This window comes from Stutzerimonas azotifigens, assembly GCF_013522725.1.
Classification (GTDB): Bacteria; Pseudomonadota; Gammaproteobacteria; order Pseudomonadales; family Pseudomonadaceae; genus Stutzerimonas; species Stutzerimonas azotifigens_A.
Window position 1 is genome coordinate 168,352 of record NZ_JAAMRF010000001.1, and the last position, 15,866, is coordinate 184,217.

The window sequence follows — 15,866 nt, forward strand, 5'->3', positions numbered from 1 at the left end:
ACACGCCTGCCCAGAAGATTCGCGTCAGCGCGGGCGACTGCTAGTGATGTTCCCGCGTGGCGCGGAATTTCACTTCGGGCCAGCGCTCTTCCATCAGGCTCAGGTTGACGCGGGTGGGCGCTAGGTAGGTGAGGTGGCCGCCGCCGTCGATGGCGAGGTTCTCGTAGGCCTTGTTCTTGAAGTCTTCGAGCTTCTTCTTGTCGTCGCACTCGATCCAGCGAGCCGACCAGACGTTGATCGCCTCGTAGGCGCACTCGACCTTGTATTCCTCTTTCAGGCGGCTGGCGACCACATCGAACTGCAGCACACCGACCGCGCCCAGCACGATGTCGTTGTTGCGCTCGGGGAAGAACACCTGGGTGGCGCCTTCTTCGGCCAGTTCCTGCAAGCCCTGGCGCAGCTGCTTGGATTTCAGCGGATCCTTCAGTCGCACCCGGCGGAACAGTTCCGGCGCGAAGTGTGGGATGCCGGTGAAGCCCAGGTTTTCGCCTTCGGTGAAGGTATCGCCGATCTGGATGGTGCCGTGGTTGTGCAGGCCGATGATGTCGCCGGCCCAGGCCTCTTCGAGCATCTCACGCTCACTGGAGAAGAAAGTCAGCGCGTCGGCGATCTTCAGGTCCTTCTTGATTCGCACATGGCGCAGCTTCATGCCCTTTTCGTACTTGCCCGAGCAGATGCGCATGAAGGCGATGCGGTCGCGGTGCTTGGGGTCCATGTTCGCCTGGATCTTGAACACGAAGCCGGAGAACTTCTCCTCCACCGGCTCGACCACCCGCTCGTTGGCGGCGCGCGACAGGGGGCGAGGCGCCCAGTCGACCACCGCGTCGAGCACCTGGTCGACGCCGAAGTTGCCGAGCGCGGTGCCGAAGAACACCGGGGTCATTTCGCCGCGGATGAAGGCGTCCTGGTCGAACTCATGGCAGGCGCCCTGCACCAACTCCAATTCCTCGACGAAGCGCTCGTAGAGGTCGCCCAGGTGGTTGCGGGCCTCGTCGGAGTCGAGCTTCTCGATCACACGGGTCTCGATGCGCTCGTGGCCGTGGCCCGGCGTGTAGACGTAGATGCGGTCGTCGGAGAGGTGGTAGACGCCCTTGAAGTCGCGGTACGAGCCGATCGGCCAGGTGATGGGAGCCGCCTTGATTTTCAGTACCGCCTCGATCTCGTCGAGCAGCTCGATGGGGTCGCGGATGTCGCGGTCGAGCTTGTTGATGAAGCTGACGATGGGTGTGTCGCGCAGCCGGCAGACGTCCATCAGGGCGATGGTGCGCGGCTCGACGCCTTTACCGCCGTCGAGCACCATCAGCGCCGAGTCCACCGCGGTCAGGGTGCGGTAGGTGTCTTCGGAGAAGTCTTCGTGGCCGGGGGTGTCGAGCAGGTTGATCATGTGCTCGCGGTAGGGGAACTGCATCACCGAGGTGGTGATGGAGATGCCGCGCTGCTTTTCCATTTCCATCCAGTCGGAGGTGGCATGGCGGTCGGATTTGCGTGACTTGACCGTGCCGGCCACGGTGATCGCCTGCCCCATCAGCAGCAATTTTTCGGTGATGGTGGTCTTGCCCGCGTCGGGGTGGGAAATGATGGCGAACGTGCGACGTTTCGCGACTTCGGCGGCCTGGGTGGTCATGGCGGTCCCGGTATCTAAGGCGTGTCGGAAAAAGCCGGCAAGTATACGGCAAAAGCCCATGCCCCGCGGTGGTCGCTGTGCCCGTCCGACGTGACGTCGAGGCCCACGGCATGAGATGCCGGTGGAACCTCTTGACGGCAAATGCCGTCGGAGAATCAAGCGGTTGCGCCTTCCAGGCGGGCCGCGCCCATCAGAACATGCCTGCGGATCGGCGCGCGGGTTCGAAGGGAGTCGTCATGAGCAAGACCACCGGCAAGCTGCTCGCCGGGCTGGCAGGCCTCGTCGTGGTACTGGCGCTGCTGGTTCACTGGATAGGTTTGGAGACCCTGCGCGACTCGCGCGGCGACCTGCTGTTCTACCTGCAATCGCACCTGCTGCTGGTCGGCGCCTCGATGCTCATGGCGCTGCTGCTCGGCATTCCGGTCGGGGTGCTGCTCAGCCGGCCGTTCATGGCCCGCAGCGCCGAACGCTTCATGCAGATCTTCAACATCGGCAACACGATTCCGCCGCTGGCGGTGCTGGCGATTGCCCTCGGCGTGCTGGGCATCGGCAACGGACCGGCGATCTTCGCGTTGTTTCTCGCCTCGCTGCTGCCCATCGTGCGCAACACCTACGAGGGGTTGAAGAACGTCCCGGGCTCGCTGAAGGAGGCGGCCCGCGGCATCGGCATGACCCCGAGCCAGGTGCTATTGCGGGTCGAGCTGCCCAATGCGGTGCCGATCATCGTCGGAGGCGTGCGCGTGGCGCTGGCACTGAATGTCGGCACCGCGCCGCTGGCGTTTCTCATTGGCGCCAACAGCCTGGGCAGCCTGATCTTTCCGGCCATCGCGCTGAACAACCAGGCGTTGCTGCTGCTCGGCGCGGCTACCACGGCGCTGCTGGCGCTGCTGCTCGACGGGCTGGTCAGCCTGAGCAGCCGCCTGTGGCTCGAACGCGGCCTGGCCCGCTAAGGATGGCGCAATAATGAAACGATATTTGCTGCTCTGCGCGACGTTGTTCCTGGCCTTGGCCGGTGGGGTCGTCGCGGCTCAGGAAAAGCCGCTGATCCGCATCGGCGCCAAGGTGTTTTCCGAGCAACGCATCCTCGCCCAGATGACCGCCCAATACCTGCAGAGCAAGGGGTATCGCACCCGCGTGGTGGCCGGGCTGGGCAGCACCGTGGCGCGCAGTGCACAGGAAAACAACGAGCTGGACCTGAACTGGGAATACACCGGCACCTCGTTGTTCGCCTACAACCAGCAGACCGAGGTGCTGGGTCCGGAAGCGTCGCTCGAGCGCGTCCGCGAGCTGGATGCGGCCAAAGGCCTGATCTGGCTCGAGCCGTCGCGCTTCAGCAATACCTACGCGCTGGCGGTGCCGCGCGAAATCGCCGAGCGCGACGGCGTGCGCACCATCAGCGACCTGGCGCGAGTGGTCAATGCGACCGACGAGCCCCACCTGATCGCCTTCGACATCGAGTTCGCCAACCGTCCCGATGGGTTGGCGCCGCTGGCCAAGCGCTACGAGCTGGTGCTGACCCGCAACGAGGTCCGGCAAATGGACCCCGGGCTGGTCTATACCGCGCTGCGCAACGCGCAGGTCTATGCCGGCCTGGTGTACACCACCGATGGCCGGCTCGATGCCTTCGACCTGCACCTGCTCGAGGACGACAAGCAGTACTTCCCAGACTACACCGCGGCGCCCGTGGTGCGTCGCGACGTGCTCGAGGCCAACCCGGAACTGGCCGAGTTGCTGGCATCACTGGCCCGGCTGCTCGATGACGACACCATGCGCGCATTGAACGCACGGGTGGACATCGGCCACGAGACGCCCGCCGCGGTGGCGGCTGATTTTCTGCGCGAGCACAAGCTGATCTAAGGAGCCCCATGGACTGGTTATCGACGTTCACCTACATGGACTGGGGCCAGGTCGGCACCCTGACCCTGCAGCACATCGCGCTGGTCGGCGTGGCGGTCGGCCTGGCGATCCTCGCCGGCGTGCCGCTCGGGGTGGCGATGACGCGCTTTCCCTGGTTGTCCGGGCCGCTGCAGGGCGCCGCGACGGTGGTACTGACGATCCCGTCCATCGCGCTGTTCGGCCTGATGCTGCCGCTGTACTCGAAGATCGGGCAGGGCCTGGGCCCGTTGCCGGCGGTCACCGCCGCCTTTCTCTATTCGCTGCTGCCGATCCTGCGCAACACCTACCTGGCGCTGACCAATGTCGAACCGGGCATCCGGGAGGCGGGGAAGGGCATCGGCATGACCTTCTGGCAGCGCCTGCGGATGGTCGACATCCCGCTGGCCGTGCCGGTGATTCTCGCCGGCGTGCGCACGGCGGTGGTGATGAACATCGGGGTGATGACCATCGCCGCGGTGATCGGCGCCGGTGGCCTCGGCGAGCTGATCCTCACCGCCATCAGCCGCAGCGACATGGGCCAGCTCATCGTCGGGGCCATCATCGTGAGCATCCTCGCGATCATCGCCGACCTGCTGCTGCAGTGGCTGCAACGTACATTGACCCCCAAGGGGCTGCGCACCTGAGCGCCGGAGACAGCACATGATTGAACTCGACAAGCTGACCAAGACCTTCAAGCAGAAGGACGGCAAGGACGTGACTGCGGTCGATGCCGTCAGTCTGACCGTCAACGAAGGCGAAATCTGTGTGTTTCTCGGCCCTTCAGGTTGCGGCAAGAGCACCACGCTGAAGATGATCAACCGCCTGATCCAGCCGACCTCCGGGCGCGTGCTGATCAACGGCGAAGACACCACCGGCCTTGATGAGGTGGCCCTGCGGCGCAACATCGGCTACGTGATCCAGCAGATCGGCCTGTTCCCCAACATGACTGTCGAGGAAAACATCACCGTGGTGCCCAAGCTGCTCGGCTGGGACAAGAAGAAGTGCCACGAGCGGGCGATGGAGCTGATGAGCATGGTCCAGCTCGACCCCAAGCAGTACTTCAAGCGCTATCCGCGCGAGCTTTCCGGGGGCCAGCAGCAGCGTATCGGGGTGATCCGCGCGCTGGCCGCCGACGCGCCGCTGCTCCTGATGGACGAGCCTTTCGGCGCGGTCGACCCGATCAACCGCGACGCCATCCAGAACGAGTTCTTCCAGATGCAGCGGGCCTTGAACAAGACGGTGATCATGGTCAGCCACGACATCGACGAGGCGATCAAGCTGGGCGACCGTATCGCCGTGTTCCGCGCCGGCAAGCTGGTGCAGTTCGACCATCCGGACACGCTGCTGGCGCATCCTAAGGATGAGTTCATCGCCAGCTTTGTCGGCCAGGATGCGACCTTGAAACGCCTGCTGCTGATCCGCGCCGAAGACGCCGCCGACAATGCGCCATCGGTGCGCCCCGAACTGCCGGTGCCCGACGCGCTGGAGCTGATGGAGGAGTCCGATCGCCGCTACCTGGTAGTGACCGACGGGGCTAACAAGGCCCTGGGCTTCATCCGCCGCCGCGAGCTGCGCGGGCAGAGCGGCGCGATCGAGGCGTTCATCAGGCCGTTCACCGCCACCGCCGCGTTCGACGAGCATCTACGCATCCTCCTCTCGCGCATGTACCAGTTCAACAGCTCCTGGCTGCCGGTGCTCAGCGCCGATAACGACTTTCTGGGCGAAGTCACCCAGGAGTCGATCGCCGACTACCTCAGCTCCGGGCGTTCGCGCGGCAAGACCACCATCGTCTCGCCGGCTGAGCAGGTCGCCAGCTGAGGTCCGTTATCGCCTGCCCGGTTGCCCATCCGGTCGGCGAGCGGCACCTCGAATCCGGAACATCGTGACGTCATGCCTGTCGGTTAAAACAGAGAGGGGTTCGCCGTCCTGGAAAAAAAGGAATGAAGCAGGATTTTTAATTGATCTCGGCCAGCTGTGGTTCTAAAGTTCGCGCCCGAACGTCCATGCTGGAAACGATCCATCCGGCTCAAGTACTGACGACGAGAGGTTGCGGTTCTTCATCGCGCAGGAACTGTGATTCTCGGCGACATGCCTTGGGAAGTAGGCGAACCAAAGTGGGGAAACTGATTAGACGTTCAGCTTTGCGATTGCTTGTGTAAGGCACCCCCTCAAAATCCTTTGCGTGATTTGCCCACCCTGGAGACCCGCATGTCGATCAAGGTCGAAGATTACTATCCGCGCCAAACCTTCCAGCGTATGAAAGCCTTTGCCGATGAACAAGAAACCCCGTTCGTCGTCATCGACACCAGCATCATCAGCCGTTCCTACGACGAGCTGGTCAACAGTTTCCCGTTCGCCAAGATCTATTACGCGGTGAAAGCCAACCCGGCCACCGAGATCACCGAACTGCTGCGCGACAAAGGCTCGAACTTCGACATCGCCTCGATCTACGAACTGGACAAGGTGATGGCCACCGGTGTCGGCCCCGAGCGCATCAGCTACGGCAACACCATCAAGAAATCCAAGGACATCCGCTACTTCTACGAGAAGGGCGTGCGCATGTTCGCCACCGACTCGGAAGCCGACCTGCGCAACATCGCCAAGGCCGCGCCGGGTTCGAAGGTCTACGTGCGGATCCTCACCGAAGGCTCCAACACCGCCGACTGGCCGCTGTCGCGCAAGTTCGGCTGCCAGACCGACATGGCGCTGGACCTGTTGATCCTCGCCAAGCAGCTGGGCCTGGTGCCCTACGGCGTCTCCTTCCACGTCGGCTCGCAGCAGCGCGACATCGACGTCTGGGATGCCGCCATCGCCAAGGTCAAGGTGATCTTCGAGCGCCTCAAGGAAGAAGACGGCATCGTCCTGCAGATGATCAACATGGGCGGTGGCTTCCCGGCCAACTACATCGCCAAGACCAACGACCTGACCACCTACGCCGAAGAGATCATCCGCTTCCTCAAGGACGACTTCGGCGACGAGCTGCCCGAGATCATCCTCGAGCCCGGCCGCTCGCTGATCGCCAACGCCGGCGTGCTGGTCTCCGAAGTGGTGCTGGTCTCGCGCAAGTCGCGTACCGCCGTGGAGCGCTGGGTGTTCACCGACGTGGGTAAGTTCAGCGGCCTGATCGAGACGATGGACGAGTCCATCAAATTCCCGATCTGGACCGAGAAGAAGGGCGAGATGGAAGAAGTGGTGATCGCCGGTCCGACCTGCGACAGCGCCGACATCATGTACGAGCACTACAAGTACGGCCTGCCGCTGAATCTCGCCAGTGGCGATCGCCTGTACTGGTTCTCCACCGGTGCCTACACCACCAGCTACAGCGCGGTGGAATTCAACGGCTTCCCACCGCTGAAGGCCTACTACATCTGAGCCCCCGCCGCTGACCGAAACGCCGCGCCTGTCGCGGCGTTTTCGTGTCTGGTGCTCTACAAAGCTCGCGCCCCTGGGGAGCGGTAAGGGTCGCCTGGTCTTGACCGCGAATGGGGTATGCACGAACGCTCGAGTCGCGCGACGACGCTCAGACCGGTGAGGTGGCTTGGCCGATCAGCTCGTTGCAGCGGCGCGAATAGGCGAGGGCGATGTCCTCGATCTCCGGCAGGGCCGCTGCCAGCAGTTCGTCGCGGGCCTTGCGCAGGAACTTCAGGTGTCCGCCCTGCAGGGCCTGCAAGAGCCAGTGGCGTGCCTGCTCCCAGTCGCCTTGGGCGATGAGCACTGCGGCGTAACTGAACTGGCCGCGAAAATCGCCTGCTTCGGCCGAGCGCCGATACCACTGATGGCCGGCCTGGGGGTCGGCGGGAACCACGCGGCCGTCTTCCAGGTAACGACCCACCAGGTTCATCGATTTCGCGTGGCCCAGCTCGGCGGCGCGGCGGTACAGGCGAAAGGCGTGTGCCTGGTCCATGGGCACGCCGCGACCGGTGGCCAGCAGGTTGGCGAGGTTGTACAGCCCCCAGTCCAGCTCGCGACGAGCGGCCTCGCGGTAGTGCAGGGCGGCGGCGGCCGGATCGGGCTCGCAGCCCCAGCCGAGTTCCAGGCAGCGCCCGGCCATGTTACTGGCCATGGGGTGGCCGCGGCGTGCGGCGATCAGGAACCACTTGTGCGCCAGGACGGCGTCCTGCTCGATGCCGCGCCCGTCGAGCAGGATCTGGCCGAGCAGGGCCTGGGCCTCAAGGTCGTCCTTGGCGGCGGCATCGAGAATCAGCCGCGCGGCACGGCGTGGGTCGCGCTCGAGTTCGCTGAGCATCTGCTCGTCGCTGACGACTTCTTCGCGGAGCAGGTGCATCTCAGACCTCGACCCAGCGGCGCAGCAGGTTGTGATAAGTGCCGGTCAGCTGGATCAGCGAGGGGTGCTCGGGCACGTCCCGGTTGAGTTGCTGGATCGACTGATCCAGCTCGTAGAGCAGGGTGCGCTGGGCGTCTTCGCGGACCAGGCTCTGGATCCAGAAGAATGAAGCCAGGCGCTCCCCGCGTGTCACCGGCTCGACCTTGTGCAGGCTGGTGCCCGGATAGAGCACCAAGTCGCCGGCATCTAACTTGACCCGCTGGGTACCGTAGGTGTCCTGGATCACCAGTTCGCCCCCTTCGTAGCTGTCCGGCTCGCTTAAAAACAGCGTGGCTGAAAGGTCCGTGCGCACCCGCTCGGCGCTCGCGCTGACCTGCCGCACCGCATTGTCGATGTGATAGCCGAAGGCGCCGCCGCCGGTGTAGCGGTTGAACAGGGGCGGGAAGACCTTGCTCGGCAGCGCCGCGGACATGAACTGCGGATGTTGCCACAGGCGCTGCAGCATCGCCTCGCTGATCTCGCGTGCCAGTGGATCGTCTTCGGCGAGCTGGAGGTTGTGCTTGGCCTTGGCAGACTGGTATCCGGCGGTTGCCTTGCCATCGCGCCAGTCGGCGTTGCTCAGCGCGTTACGGATGGTCTGGAGTTCGTCGAGGGAAAACAGGTTGCAAATGCGCAGCAGCATGGCTCACCGGAGGCGGGACGGGGGCGGAAAAGATGGCCCATGGCGAGGCTCATCGTGCAAGAAAGAAGTGTATATAAAATGTAAGAAAATGTATTGATATCGATTCTCGTTTCGCATATTTTCGCCGCTCCCCTTACCCTCGAGGAACTGCTCACCATGCGCGAAGCGCCGGAATTCAAGCTGCAATACCCGGGCCTGATGGCTTCGGCCATAGGGGTCGCGATGACCGCGTTGTCTTCGCCGGTGCTTGCTCAGGCTGTCGCAAAGCCTCGCCCGGAAAGCGAGTCCGCAGTCGATCTGGAGTCCGTCACGGTGGTCGGCCAGGCCGAGGCCTACAAGACCGAATCGGCATCGAGGAAATACACCGCGCCGCTGCGCGAGACGCCCAAGTCGGTCACGGTGATCTCCCAGCAGGTGATGAAGGACAGCGGTTCGCTGTCGCTGGCCGATGCCTTGCGTACCACCTCGGGCATCACCTTCGGTGCGGGAGAGGGCGGTAATCCGGCGGGCGACCGGCCGATCATTCGCGGCTTCAACGCCGAGAGCGACACTTTTGTCGACGGCCTGCGCGACGTCGGCTCGCAGACCCGCGAGGTGTTCAACATCGAGCAGATCGAGGTGAGCAAGGGGCCGGGTTCGGCCTATACCGGCGCCGGTTCCACCGGCGGCAGCCTCAACCTCATCAGCAAGACCGCCAAGCGCAACGATTTCGCCGATGCCAGCTTCACCTATGGCTCGGACCAGACCCGCCGCTATACGCTGGACGTCAACCGCGTGATCAGCGAGAACGTCGCCGGCCGCCTGAACCTGATGAAGCACGACGCCAACGTCGCCGGCCGCGACGGTGCCGACGTCAGCCGCTGGGGCGTGGCGCCGACGGTGACCTTCGGCTTCGACACGCCGACCCGGGCGACGCTGTCGTACTACCACTTGGAAACTGACGACATGCCAGACTACGGCCTGCCGCTGACGGTCGCCACCGCGGCAAACCCCAAGCGCACGCCGGTCAGCGTGGACCGCGACAACTTCTATGGGCTCGCCTCGCGCGATTTCCGCGAGAGCACCACCGATGCCGGGACGTTGCGGCTCGAGCACGACCTGAGCGACAGCCTGACCCTGTCCAACACCACCCGTATCGCACGCACCACGCTCGACACCATCGTCACCAATCCGGACGACTCGCGCGGCAACGTCGCCAACGGCCTGGTGTCGCGTTCGTCCAAGAACCGCAATTCCAACAGCCGGAGCTGGGTGAACCAGACTGACCTGGCGGCGCGTTTCGAGACCGGCAGCATCGAGCACACGCTGGTCACCGGGGTCGAGGCGAGTGCGGTCGACGTGCACAACCGCCCCTACGTCGTGACCCAGGGCGCGGCCGGGACCACCTGTTCTGCGGCCACGCTGGCATCGGGTGACTGCACCAGCCTCTACAACCCTAATCCCAAGGACGCCTGGACAGGTACCGTTGCGCGCAGCAATGCCAGCACCGATACCGACACCCGGACGCTGGCGGCCTATGTCTTCGACACGCTGAGGTTCAACGAGCAATGGTCGCTGAACGCGGGGCTGCGCTACGACGACTACGAGACTCGGCAGAAGGCGGTCGCAACCACCGGCGTCACCCGGCCGGAGAACAACAGCCACTTCTGGAACTACCAGCTGGGCCTGGTCTTCAATCCGCTGCCCAACGGTAGCGTCTATGTCGCCTGGTCGACCTCCAGCAACCCGTCCGGTGAAACCGCCGGGGAGGGCGCCGATGGCCTCAGCACCAGCAACGAGATCCTCGAGCCGGAGCACAACCGCAACTACGAGGTGGGCACCAAGTGGGATCTGCTCGACGACCGTCTCGGCCTGACTGCCGCGCTGTTCCGTACCGAGAAGACCAACGCGCGGGTGACCAATGCCGACGGCTTCCAGGAAAGCATCGGCGAGACTCGGGTTGACGGCCTGGAGTTGAGCGCCACCGGCCAGCTCACCCGCAACTGGCAGGTCTTCGCCAGTTACACCTACCTGGACGCCGAGCTGGTCGAGTCGGGCGCCGCCAACGTCGGCACCCGTAACGCGCCGATATGGGTGCAAGGCCTGTACGACGGCAACGAGGTGCCGAGTACGCCGGAAAACAGTTTCAGCCTGTGGACCACCTACCACCTGACCGAGGATCTGACCATCGGGGGCGGGGCTAACTATGTGGATTCGCGCTATGGCGATACGGCCAACCTGATCCAGGTGCCCGACTACTGGCGCTACGATGCGATGGCGGCCTATCGCGTCAGCAAGAACCTGGACCTGCAGCTGAACGTGCAGAACCTCACGGACAAGCGTTACTTCGACCAGGTCTATGGCGCGCACATGGCCCACGTGGCGGCCGGGCGGACGGTACTGTTGAGCACCAACGTGCATTTCTAACGGTTGTTGGTGCAACAAAAAGCCCCGCGAATGCGGGGCTTTTTCGTCAGGCTTTGAGTGATCGCTGAGCGCGTTCGATAACCGCCTGCAGCTTGTCGTTGTGCAGGTAGTGGTCCGGATACAGTCGCTCCGAGTGACGGGCGACGCCGTGCTCGTTGACCAGGGTAAAGCTGAAGCTCCCTTTGCGGGTGGTTGCCAGGATATGGCACTGCAGCGGGAAGAAGGCATTACTGAGGGCGCTCATGGCGGCCTGTGCTTGTTGTTGAATCGACATCTTTATAGGTACTCACATTCGGCCAAGACGGCCGCGAAGAAGAACTCCGAATTCGCTGCCATACGCGGCAGTCAGAATGATCCTTATCGGAGCAGAGACAGCTGAAGAAGTTCATCGCTTGAGGATGCTTGCAGCTGGCGAAAGTACTTGGAAGGCAAGGAGTCCCGGCAAGGTTCAGGCCGGTGACCATCAAGGAGGGGCCGCGTGGGCGGTCTTGTTGATATGCAGCGGGTACTAACGGGCAGCAGCATAACGTGTACGGCTCGGAAATAGTCTGACTTCGCGCACATTCCGACGACAGGTAGTACGTTTCGAACGAGGCGGCCGCTCAACGGCGCGGGATTAATCCTTTTGCCCGTCATGAACTGTCATTTTACATCGTTCGGCCGATGTTCCCGGCCAGGCCTCAAGCGAACAATCCGGCCAGCCGCGTCGCCCGTAAGGATCAAGCAAGGAAGGCTGCCATCACCCCCGAAGCGCTTGAACAATAAGGCGGCACGCGGAATGGAAACCACAAGGAGAAAATCGAAATGAGCACACTCAAGCCACTGGCTGCCTGCATGTTTCTCATCTTCAGCGGCCAGGCCCTGGCCGCCAATACGGCGCTGCAAATTCAGGACGGCGCCGACAACGAGGCGGTGATCGAACAACTCAATGGCGATGGCAACTTCGCCGATCAAACCCAGCTTGGTGATCTCAATCACTCGGCCATCACCCAGGATGGCAACTCCAATACGGCGATCACCCAGCAGAACGGTCCGTTGAATCAGACCGAACTGGCCCAGGTTGGCAATCTCAACAGCGCCAGTGTTTATCAGGTCGGCTACAACAACGTCGGCGAGATTACCCAACTGGGTGACGGCAACCAGATCGCGCTCAGCCAGGATCAGGGGTATGGCGAGCCCTATCTGCTCAACGGTTCGACCGCAGCGCTGTATCAGCAGGGCAACAACAACAGCCTGATGGTCGACCAGACCTGGTACGGCAACAATCTGACCGTGGTCACTCTAGGCGACGATAACAGCATGCAAGTCGTGCAAGGCGGTTTCGGCAGAGCCCAGCTGCAGCAGGTGGGCAGTGGCAACGCTGTCATCTTCGAGCAGCAGAACGCGGGCTTTGGTGGTTCGATGGACGTCAGCCAGAGTGGCAACAACAACTCGGCCAGCATGGGACAGAGCGGGGGCGGCCGTTACCACGCCGGCACCGCCACGCTGCAGCAGAACGGCGACAACAACCAGGCGAGCGTTGGTCAGTATGGCGGCTTCAACGAACTGAGCTTCAGCCAGGAGGGTAACGGCAACGAACTGGATGCCTATCAGGGCGGGCGTAGCACCGTGCTGGTGGGCAGCTCGACCGGCGACTTCAACCGCGCCGAGGTCAGTCAAAGCATGGACGGCAACAACGCGGAGCTGACCCAGGTCGGCTCCGAGAACGTCGTTCAGATCGAGCAGGGTGCCTATAACAGCAATGCGCAGGTCAGCCAGATCGGCATGGCCAACCAGGCCACCCTCGTCCAGTCGTCCTGGGATGTCAGCGCCAGTGCCAGCGTGATGCAGAACGGCAGCGGCAACCTGGCAACCATCCACCAGCGTTGAGTCAGCCCAGGCCGGCGCCCGCCGGCCGCGGGTCGGTAAAGGTCGCGGCGGTAGTGTCCCGCTCCGCCAGCGATTCTGCCGCTCCGAGTGACGACGCTGTGCTCGTGACCCAGCGCGAAGCCGAAGCTCCCCTGCTGAGGTCGCTCATGTCGGACTGTGCTTGTTGTTGAATCGACTTGCTCACGTTCGGCCATGAACTTAGTCCTTCTTCGCGCAGACTCCCGACGACAGGTAGCACGATTCAGCGAGGCAGCCGATGAGCGGCGCGGGACTAATTCTCCGTTTGTCTCATGCGCGTCCAATTTGGATCGTTCGGCCGATTTTCGCGGTCGGGCCTCGGGCGAACAATCCGGCAGGCCCGTCGCCCGCAAGAAACCAGGGAAGGCACCACCCCGAGCGCTCGAGGACAAGGCGGCACGCGAACGACATCATGAGGAGGACGTACACATGAGTACACTGAAGCCACTGGCTGTCTGCATGTTTCTCATCTTCAGCGGCCATGCCCTAGCCGCCAACACCGCGCTGCAGAATCAGGACGGTACCGATAACGAGGTGGTGATCGAGCAATTCAACGGCGACGGCAACCTGGCCGAGCAAACCCAGTCCGGCACACGCAACCACTCGGTCATTAGCCAGGATGGCAGCGACAATACGGCGTACATCGAGCAGGCCGGCGAGCAGAACCAGGCGAAAGTGGACCAGGTCGGCAACCTCAACAGCGCCAGCATCCAGCAGGTCGACTACGACAACCTCGGCGAGATCACCCAGCTGGGCGACGGCAACCAGGCCGTCCTTTGGCAGGGCCAGCAAGGTGAACCCTATCTCACCGACGGCTCGAGCGCCGTGCTGTACCAGGAAGGCAACAACAACAGCGTGAAGGTCGACCAGATCTGGTACCGCAACAACCTGACCGTGAGCTCCATCGGCGACAACAACGACGTTCAGGTGACGCAGGGCGGTTTCAGCGACATCGACGTGGCCCAGGTGGGCAACGACAACATCGCCAACATCGTGCACCAGGCGGCCGGTGCGGGCAGTGTGATGTCCCTTGAGCAGACCGGAAACGGCAACGTCGCCAACATGAGCCAGTCGGGCGGCGCCCGTGCAAACCCCGGCAGCGCCACGTTGCAGCAGAAAGGCGACAACAACCGGGCGGATATTTCGCAAACCGGTCATTTCAATGAGGTGGACTTTAGCCAGGTGGGCACTGGTAACGAGCTGGATGTCGTTCAAGGTGGGGAGCGCATCGTGTTCACGGGCAGCTCGACGGGCGACTTCAACCGTGCGGAAATCGACCAGGGCGCTAGCGACGCCTATCTGGAGCTGACGCAGGTGGGCTCGGAGAACGTCGCGAAGGTAGACCAGGCGTCCTATCAGGGCGATGCGCAGATCAGCCAGATCGGCATGGCCAACCAGGTCACCCTGGTCCAGGCCTCCTCGGCGATCTCCCCCAGCGCCAGCGTGATGCAGAACGGCAGCGGCAACCAGGCGACCATCCACCAGCGTTGAGCCAACCGCGGCCGGCGCGTGCCGGCCGGCAGTCAGTAAAGGTCGCGGCGGTAGCGTCCCTGCTCTGCCAGCGACTCCAGGCGATCCTCGCCCAGCAGGCTGGCCAGCAGCTGATGCACGTCCCGGCCCATGCCTTCGAGACTGCCGCACAGGTAGAGCGCGGCGCCGTCCTCCAGCCAATCGCGCAACGGCTGCGTCGCGTCGCGCAGCAGATGCTGCACGTAGACCTTCTGCGCCCCTTCGCGCGAATAGGCCCGGTCGAGCCGTGCCAGATGGCCCGAGCGCAGCCAGCCTTGCAGCTCATCGTCCAGCAGGGCGTCATGGTTAGCGCTGCGTTCACCGAACAGCAGCCAGTTGCGCGACCCCGCGGTGCGCTCGCGCAGATGCGCGCGCAGGCCGGCAAGTCCCGTACCGCTGCCGATCAGGATCATCGGTGTGGGGTCACCGGGCCCGTGGAATGCCGGGTTGGAGCGAATCCGCAGGTCGATCGACTCGCCGAGCTCGGCGTACCTGCATAGCCAGCCGGAGCCCAGGCCGAGGCCGAGGCCGCCATCCTGGCCGGACTGCTGGCGGACCAGCAATTCCACGCAGCCGTCGGCGGGCACCGAGGCGATGGAGTACTCGCGATGCGGCAGCTTCGCCAGCTGTTCGACCAGCCGCTGCGCCGACAAGCCACGCAGGCCATCCACCGCATCGGGCAACTGACGCTCGGCCAAGCGCTGAGCGAGGGGCTGGCCGTCGTCGAGACGCTGCTGCCCATCCAGCCCGAGGCGTTCCAGCCAGGCCTCGACCGTAGCGCCCGGCTGGCGCGGGCCGATTTCGGCGATGTCGCCGGCGCGCCACGTCGGCAGCGCATTGGTCGGGACGAGCGTCAAATGATGGATTGGCGCACCGAGGCTGCCGGGGTTCAGGCACTGGCGCTGTTCCAGTCTCCAGCGTCCATAGGGGGCTGGGTGCCAGTCGACGAAATCGCTGTGTCCGCTGAGATGGCCCAGCAGATGTTGCCAGTGACGCACTGCGCTGGGGTCGCCGCGGTCGACGTCCACTCGATCGAACAGGGGCGAGGCATGGCGTTGGCGCAACCAGCGGTCGAGTGCCACGGCAAAACCGCAGAACTGCGCGTACTGGCGATCGCCGAGCGCCAGTACGGCGTACTCCAGGCCCGACAGGTCGACGTCGCTGCCAAGTATCTGACGGGCGAAGCGGGCACCGTTGTCGGGCGCCTCGCCTTCGCCGTAGGTGGCGCAGACGAACAGCACGCGGCGCTGCCGTTGCAGGTGTTCGGCATCGCAGGCGTTGAGCGGCAGCAGCTGCGCTCGCAGCCCGGCTGCCGCCAGCTGCCCGGCGCTGAGCTCAGCCAGGGAACGAGCCTGACCGCCCTGGCTGGCGTAGAGGATCAGGAGATCGTGCGCCGCTGGGTCCGACGTAGGTGCGCCGCCATGCCGGCGGGGCCAGTACCAGAGGCAGAGCGCGAGGTAGGCGAGGCCGACGAGCATGGCCGACAGCCCGCGCGGCGGCCGCAGCCAGAGCAGCAGAACGGCAAGCAGCAGCGCGCCGATCCATGGCCAGTGGCGGAGGGCGAGCGGAGCGCGGGAGCGGACGTCGGGCAAGGGTGG

13 protein-coding genes are annotated in these 15,866 nt (G+C 64.0%); 8 read left to right on the forward strand and 5 right to left on the reverse strand.

Features of this window, described 5'->3' with window-relative positions:
* Nucleotides 1-40: 40 nt before the first annotated feature.
* Complete coding sequence (locus tag G7026_RS00780) at nt 41-1,624, reverse strand: peptide chain release factor 3 (RefSeq protein WP_181068732.1); 1,584 nt, start codon at nt 1,622-1,624, stop codon at nt 41-43.
* Between the two features lie 236 nt (nt 1,625-1,860).
* Here G7026_RS00780 and G7026_RS00785 point away from each other — a divergent pair, with 236 nt between their 5' ends.
* From G7026_RS00785 to G7026_RS00805, 5 genes are all read left to right on the forward strand, one after another.
* Nucleotides 1,861-2,574 carry an ABC transporter permease gene (locus G7026_RS00785; protein ID WP_181068734.1) on the forward strand — a complete coding sequence of 238 codons (714 nt, stop codon included), beginning with the start codon at nt 1,861-1,863 and terminating at the stop codon, nt 2,572-2,574.
* Between the two features lie 13 nt (nt 2,575-2,587).
* Complete coding sequence (locus tag G7026_RS00790; RefSeq protein WP_181068736.1) at nt 2,588-3,481, forward strand: glycine betaine ABC transporter substrate-binding protein; 894 nt, start codon at nt 2,588-2,590, stop codon at nt 3,479-3,481.
* A gap of 8 nt (nt 3,482-3,489) precedes the next feature.
* Entirely contained in the window at nt 3,490-4,143 is a 654-nt protein-coding gene (locus G7026_RS00795) for an ABC transporter permease (protein WP_138409717.1), read from the forward strand.
* A 16-nt stretch (nt 4,144-4,159) separates the two neighbouring features.
* Nucleotides 4,160-5,317, forward strand: a complete 1,158-nt coding sequence (locus G7026_RS00800) for an osmoprotectant ABC transporter ATP-binding protein OsmV (protein ID WP_181068738.1) — start codon at nt 4,160-4,162, stop codon at nt 5,315-5,317.
* A 390-nt stretch (nt 5,318-5,707) separates the two neighbouring features.
* Nucleotides 5,708-6,871 (forward strand): type III PLP-dependent enzyme, encoded by a 1,164-nt coding sequence (locus G7026_RS00805; protein WP_181068740.1) that lies wholly within the window; start codon nt 5,708-5,710, stop codon nt 6,869-6,871.
* Between the two features lie 148 nt (nt 6,872-7,019).
* Here the strand turns inward: G7026_RS00805 and G7026_RS00810 are convergent, their stop codons facing one another.
* Both G7026_RS00810 and G7026_RS00815 read right to left on the reverse strand, forming a co-directional pair.
* On the reverse strand, nt 7,020-7,784 hold the full coding sequence (locus tag G7026_RS00810; protein WP_181068741.1) for a tetratricopeptide repeat protein: 765 nt from the start codon (nt 7,782-7,784) through the stop codon (nt 7,020-7,022).
* Nucleotide 7,785: 1 nt separating this feature from the next.
* Nucleotides 7,786-8,466 (reverse strand): Fe2+-dependent dioxygenase, encoded by a 681-nt coding sequence (locus G7026_RS00815; protein ID WP_181068742.1) that lies wholly within the window; start codon nt 8,464-8,466, stop codon nt 7,786-7,788.
* A gap of 156 nt (nt 8,467-8,622) precedes the next feature.
* On the opposite strand from G7026_RS00815, the gene G7026_RS00820 reads away from it, so the two are divergent.
* Nucleotides 8,623-10,872 (forward strand): TonB-dependent receptor, encoded by a 2,250-nt coding sequence (locus G7026_RS00820; RefSeq protein WP_181069206.1) that lies wholly within the window; start codon nt 8,623-8,625, stop codon nt 10,870-10,872.
* Between the two features lie 46 nt (nt 10,873-10,918).
* Here G7026_RS00820 and G7026_RS00825 read toward each other — a convergent pair whose 3' ends face one another.
* Nucleotides 10,919-11,146 (reverse strand): hypothetical protein, encoded by a 228-nt coding sequence (locus G7026_RS00825; protein WP_181068743.1) that lies wholly within the window; start codon nt 11,144-11,146, stop codon nt 10,919-10,921.
* A gap of 530 nt (nt 11,147-11,676) precedes the next feature.
* Here G7026_RS00825 and G7026_RS00830 point away from each other — a divergent pair.
* Nucleotides 11,677-12,741, forward strand: coding sequence for a hypothetical protein (locus tag G7026_RS00830; RefSeq protein WP_181068744.1), 1,065 nt, complete (start codon nt 11,677-11,679; stop codon nt 12,739-12,741).
* Nucleotides 12,742-13,188: 447 nt separating this feature from the next.
* Nucleotides 13,189-14,250: a hypothetical protein gene (locus G7026_RS00835; protein WP_181068745.1), complete on the forward strand. Its 1,062-nt coding sequence runs from the start codon at nt 13,189-13,191 to the stop codon at nt 14,248-14,250.
* Between the two features lie 32 nt (nt 14,251-14,282).
* Here the strand turns inward: G7026_RS00835 and G7026_RS00840 are convergent, their stop codons facing one another.
* Nucleotides 14,283-15,860, reverse strand: coding sequence for a sulfite reductase flavoprotein subunit alpha (locus G7026_RS00840; protein WP_258190133.1), 1,578 nt, complete (start codon nt 15,858-15,860; stop codon nt 14,283-14,285).
* Nucleotides 15,861-15,866 lie beyond the last annotated feature (6 nt).